Annotated in this window: 3 protein-coding genes; 2 read left to right on the top strand and 1 reads right to left on the bottom strand. The window is 72.6% G+C overall.

Annotation, left to right across the window (positions count from 1 at the left end; genetic code table 11):
* Window positions 1–225: 225 nt before the first annotated feature.
* On the bottom strand, window positions 226–2,922 hold the full coding sequence (locus ACWEVO_RS28540; protein WP_452310576.1) for a sugar-binding protein: 2,697 nt from the start codon (window positions 2,920–2,922) through the stop codon (window positions 226–228).
* 420 nt (window positions 2,923–3,342) lie between these two features.
* Between ACWEVO_RS28540 and ACWEVO_RS28535 the strand changes: the two genes are divergently transcribed.
* Together ACWEVO_RS28535 and ACWEVO_RS28530 are read left to right on the top strand one after the other, a co-directional pair.
* Window positions 3,343–4,506 carry an ROK family protein gene (locus ACWEVO_RS28535; protein WP_452310575.1) on the top strand — a complete coding sequence of 388 codons (1,164 nt, stop codon included), beginning with the start codon at window positions 3,343–3,345 and terminating at the stop codon, window positions 4,504–4,506.
* Window positions 4,507–4,555: 49 nt separating this feature from the next.
* Window positions 4,556–5,602, top strand: a complete 1,047-nt coding sequence (locus ACWEVO_RS28530) for an extracellular solute-binding protein (RefSeq protein WP_452310574.1) — start codon at window positions 4,556–4,558, stop codon at window positions 5,600–5,602.
* Window positions 5,603–5,688 lie beyond the last annotated feature (86 nt).

The following is a 5,688-nucleotide window of genomic DNA, read 5'->3' as shown; positions in this document are numbered from 1 at the left end:
GACGCCGCCTTCACCGCGCCCACGGTGGCCGGCCTGGCCGCCCTGCGCGACCGGTACGGGGTGCGCTGGCTGGTCGTCGACCGCGAGGTCGGCCGTGAGTCACCGGCCTTGGGCACGCTGGCCGACCTGCGCCACGACAACGGTCGGGTGGCCGTCTACCGGCTCCGCTGACTGTGCCCGGGGGTACGGCCGCCACTGTTGGACGGCGGCCGTACCCCCGATGGCTCAGCCGAGCGGAACCGTCCGGGCCAGTGCCGCACCGTCCGCCTCGAACGCGGCCAGCACCGACGCCGGCGTACCCACGGTCACCGGCACCACCACGGTCACCGGCGAGCCGCCGGAGAGCGACACGGTGCGGCTGCCGGTGGCCCGGTCGCCGTCCCAGCCGTACAGGTACGCGGTGCCGGCCCGGTCCGCCCGGAGGGTGACCGAGACGCCGTCCGCGACCGTGCGGGCGTCGGTGAGCCGCAGCGCGTCGGCCGGCAGCCGGGGCACGGCGGCCGGGGCGACTCCGTCCACCGCCGACTGGGCGATGGTCTGCGGGCTGTGCACGCTGCGCGCGGCGGTGTCCGGGAAGATCGGCGCGCTGGGCTGGCGGGCCGCCGGGGCGTACCCGGGCAGCGTCACCAGGCCGTACCGGTACGGGTCGGCCCGGACGCCGGTGAACGTCGACCAGCCGAGCCGCGACTGCGAGGTCAGATCCTGGGTGTCCGAGTCGTAGACCAGCACGTTGAAGCCCATCCGGGTCGGGTCGACCGCGTCCGGAAGCACCGCGAACGGGATGCTCGCCTCGATGGTGTAGCCGGTGTACGGCGCGCTGACCTTGCTGACCACGGTCATGCCCGGCGCGGTGGTCGCGCCCGGGCCCTGCCGGTTGTCGGCGTCCCGCTGCCAGCACGGCGGGTCGCCGTTGGCGGGGTCGTCGGTGGCCGGGAAGATGCCGGCCTTGAACACGGTGGAGGTGTCCGCCGAGTTCCCCTTCGGGTCGATGATGATCTCGACGCTGTCGGTGCGGCGCTGCCGCTTGCAGTCCTGCGGCACCACCTTCCGGCCGAGCACGTCGTCGGTGACCTGGACGTGGACCTTCAGGGCGTCTTCCGTCCAGGCGATCCGGCCGATCGCGGAGGCGTCCTGCGGGGTGGTCGGCTCGCCCTCCCAGATCCGCGAAAGGTCCAGCTCCGGGCCGGGGTACTCGCCGGGGGCAGCCACCCCGTTGACCGCATTGGCGGCACCGGCGTGCGGCACCTCACTGGTTGGCACGATCTCCAGGGCGCCGGTCTCGACCGTGCTGCCGGCGGCGCTGGTGGTGGTGATGGTGATCCCGTAGTCGCCGTCGGTGCCGCCCTCGTTCGCCGTGGGCAGGCCGGCATCGGTGTTGGTGACGGTGAAGCTCACCGCGCCGGTCGCGCCGGGCGCCAGTTCGGCGTAGCTCTTCGTGGCCGCGTCGGCGGTGAATCCCTTCGGCAGCCCGAGGGTGACCTGCCCGCGCTGTGCGGCCTCGCCGTGGTTACGCAGATCCACCCGGACCGATCGGCTCTGGCCGGAACCGATGGTGAGCACCGGCTTGATCAGCGTGTCCAACTGCGGGTAGCCGCTCTCGCCGGCCCAGTCCCGGAAGATGCCCACCTCGGGCAGCGGCTCCAGGGTGCCCCGCACGTCGGCGACCACCCGTACCGCCCGGTCCGTGCGGCCGGTGCCCTGCCCGGTGGCCAGGGTCGCGCCGACGAACCGCTGCTGGTTGGTGCCGGCGGTGGCCGGCACGGTGACGGTGAAGGTGGCGGTCCGCTCCTGGCCCGCGGGCACCGCGTCGGGGAGCGAACCGGCGCCAGCGGCGGTCCAGCCCTCGGGCAGCCGGAGGGCGACGCGCGGCCGGGTCAGCGCCCGGTCGCCGGGCGCCCGGACGTGCGCGGTCACCTCGACGGTCTCGCCGGGGGCGAGGTCGAAGCGGTCCGTCGTCAGGTAGAGCTCGGTGCCCCGGGGCAGCCCGCCGGGCGCGGCCGGCAGCACCGAGCCGCGCAGGATCGCCTCGGGAGAGGTGTCCGCCGGGTCGTACGGGACCCGGCTGTCGACCAGGGTGTAGAAGTCGCAGCGGATCTTGGCCGGGTCGGTCGGGGCGGCGGGGGTGCCCGCCCAGCCCTGGGTGGCGTAGTCGCGGCGGGCGTCCACCTCGGTCTCCGCCCAGGTCTTCCCGGTGCTGCTCGGGGTGCCCTCCCAGACGCCGAAGACCTGGTCGGTCGGCACCGTCGGGACGAAGCTCGACGCGCACGCCGGCCCGGCGGACGAACTGCCGGTGCCGCCCGTACGCAGGAACTTCGCCGGCCGGAACGGCTTCAGACCCTCCGCGGAGAGTTGCTCGGGGAAGGCGTTCGGGTCGGCGGCGGCGTGGAACGCCTCGGCGGCGAACCGGGCGGCCTGCTGGTGGTTGCCGTGGTTGCCCGGGGTGGGCGACGGGTTCATCGTCATCACGACCTCGGGCCGGGTCTGCCGGATCACCCGCACGATCTGCGCGAGGGTGTCGTCGTGCCCCCAGATCCGCTCGGACAGCGGCGCGGACGCGGTGTACCAGAAGTCGACCCGGTCCAGGTTGTAGAGGTGCTCGACCCCCGCCTTGCCGATCGCGGTGCGCTCCTCGCGCTCGCGGATGATGCCGAGCGGGGGGCCCTCCTCGAGGCCGACCGCGTTGCCGCCGCCCTCGCCGCGGGTGATGGTCACGACGCCGGCCTTGACGCCGTAGCGCTCCTTCCACTGGCCGAGCGTGGCGAGGCTGCCCGCCTCGTCGTCGGGGTGGGCGCTGACGAAGAGCACGTCGAGATCGACGGCGTCGGCGGGGCGGCTGGGCGTGGGTGCGGCGAGGGCGGTGCCCGGGGCCCCGGACAGGGCCAGGGCGAGTGCCGTGGGTAGCAGGAACGCCTTGAGTCGCATGCGGATCCTTCCGGGTGGGGCGAGAGCCGGGCAGCGGCCATCGACGTCGGACGCGCGACGCGTCCACGTGGTGGTCGCGTTCGGACGGTGGGTGGTAAGCGACGGGACGGCGGGCACCGACGGGCGCCCGGGGTCACCGGGTACGCAGCGGTACGGGGCTCCGTACACACTGGAAGGCCTTCGCCCGGTGACGGTAGGGACCGGCGCGGCGGGCCGTCAATGCTGTGCAAGATCTTTCTTAATTTGCGAAAGAAACTAATTGGTTGCCGTGGGCGCTCTCGATCTTGATCTGGGGAGAAGAGCGCACTGTCCTGCCGTGCCCTGATTGATCGACATTTCCGCTGGTCATCACTGGTCTGTCGACTCGTCGAGACGCTTTCGTTACTTGACTCAATAGTTCGTTCGCCGTAGGAAGGAAGTGTGACTGACGTGGTGACGCCACCGACGAGCCCGGTGAGCCGGGAGCGGTCGAAGGAGATCAAGCGGCTCTCCGTGATCTCCGCCGCCCGCCAGGTGCGGGTGCTCTCCCGTGCCGAGCTGACCGAGCTCACCGGGTTGAGCCCCGCCACGCTCACCCCGCTGGTCCGCGACCTGATCGCCGAGGGCTACCTGATCGAACGCGGACCGGGCGCGTCCCGGGCCGGACGGCCCCGCGCCATGCTGGAGTTCAACCCCCGTGCGGAACTGGTCGCGGCCGTCTCGCTGGAGCCCTCCCGGATCAGCTGCGAGATCGCCGACAGCGACGGTGCGGTGGTCGCCCACCGCACGGTACGACTCACCGGTGACATCGTCGACCTGATCTGCAAGGCGGTGCCCGAACTGGCCGGCGAGGGTTTGCCGGCGCTGCGCGGCGTGGCCATCGCCGCCCCTGGGGTCTCCTCCGGCGGCGCGGTCCGGCTCGCCCCCTCGGTCGGCCTGCTTGAGGGGCAGCCGATAGGGGAGTCGGTCCAGCGGCGCCTCGGCGTGCCGGTCGTGGTGGACAACGACGTCAACCTGATGGCTGCCGGTGAGCATGCCGCCGGTGCCGGCACCGACGTGGCCGACCTGCTCCTGCTCCACGTGGCCGACGGCATCGGCGCCGGCCTGGTGCTGGACGGGCAGGTCCGCCGGGGGTCCGGCGGAGCCGCCGGCGAGGTTGGCTTCCTGCCGCTCGACCCGGTCGACCGCGGGCACGACGGGATCGGTCCGTTCGAGGCCCGCTGGTCGGAGAGCGCCATCGCCGAGAAGGTGGTGGCCCTGGCCCCGGGGCGCCGTCCCGAGTCGCCTGTCCGGGCGCTGGTGGACCTGGCCGCCGTCGACCACCGGGCCGCCGCCTACCTGGACCAGGTGCTCGCTGCGTGGTCCCGCCTCATCGTCTCCTGCGCCTGCGTCGTCGACCCCGGCCGGGTCCTGCTCAGCGGGGCCGCCGTCGAGTTGGACGACGCCGCCGTGGAGCGGCTCCAGGCCCTGGTCTCCGCCGCCGCGCCGAGCCCGACCGAGGTCCGCCGGGCGGTCCTCGGCGACCGGGCCGTGTTGCACGGCGCGATCAGCTACGCCCTGTCCGCCGCCGCCGCGGGGCTGCCCACCCTGCTGCCTGCCCCCTGACCTTTCCCTTCAGAACAACGCAGTTCCCCCAACCCCTCGGAGGTACCAGATGAGACGTCGACTTCTACTCGCCGGAGCGCTCGCCACCGTCCTCGCCGCCGGCACCGCCTGCGGCGGCGGCTCGGGTGACTCGGCTGCCGGCGGCGGCACCGAGAAGCTGACGATCTACACGGCCCGCGACAAGAAGGTCGCCACCTTCGTCGTCGACAAGTTCACCGCCAAGTACCCCGAGTACAAGGGCAAGGTCGAGGTCCTCAACCTCGGTGCACAGGAGATCCTGGAGCGGGTCCGGGCCGAGAAGGCCAACCCGCAGGCCGACGTCTGGTGGGGCGGCACCCAGCAGGGGCTGGCCGCCGGGGCCGCCGAGGACCTGCTCACCTCCTGGCAGCCGTCGTTCGCCGGCAAGATGGACGCCAAGTACAAGGACCCCGAGGGCCGCTGGTTCGGCGAGATCCTGCTGCCCGAGGTCATCATGTACAACAACAAGGCCCTCACCCCGGAGCAGGCCCCCAAGGACTGGGACGACCTGCTGAAGCCGGAGTGGAAGGACAAGATCATCATCCGCGACGTGGCGGCCTCCGGCACGATGCGGTCGATCTACGCCTCCATGATCCAGCGGCAGTCGCCGGACGGCAGCAACCCGCAGCCCGGCTACGACTGGCTGAAGAAGCTCGACGCCAACACCGGCGCGTACGCGGCCAACCCGACCGACCTCTACCTGAAGATGTCCCGCCAGCAGGGCGTGCTCAGCGCCTGGAACCTGCAGGACATCCTGCTCCAGGCCAACCAGTCGAATATGCCCTTCGGGTACGTGATGCCGGCCTCCGGCGCCCCGGTCCTGGTCGACGGCCTGGCCGCGGTCAAGGGCGGCAACAGCACCGGCGCGCAGAAGTTCATCGAGTTCCTCTTCGACGACTCGCTCCGCGCCGACCTGGCCAAGGACTACTACCAGATCCCGGCCGTGGACATCGCGCAGAAGCCGGAGTGGCTGACCCAGCTCAACCTCAAGCCGCTGGACGTCAACTGGGACGTGATCGGCAAGAACGAGACCGAGTGGATCAACCACTGGAACAGCCAGATCAAGAACAAGGGCTGACCCCTGGGGTGGGGGGGGGGGGGGCGGGCCCGGCCCCCCCCCCCCCCCCGCCCCCCCCCCCCCCCCCCGGGCCCCCCCCCCCCCCC

The organism is Micromonospora sp. NPDC003776 (assembly GCF_053605645.1).
This window is presented reverse-complemented; position numbering and strand designations above follow the sequence as displayed.

Excerpts from the sequence above, each read along its gene's own strand:
- ACWEVO_RS28540 (WP_452310576.1), bottom strand. The coding sequence starts at position 2,922 with ATGCGACTCAAGGCGTTCCTGCTACCCACGGCACTCGCCCTGGCCCTG.
- ACWEVO_RS28530 (WP_452310574.1), top strand. The coding sequence starts at position 4,556 with ATGAGACGTCGACTTCTACTCGCCGGAGCGCTCGCCACCGTCCTCGCC.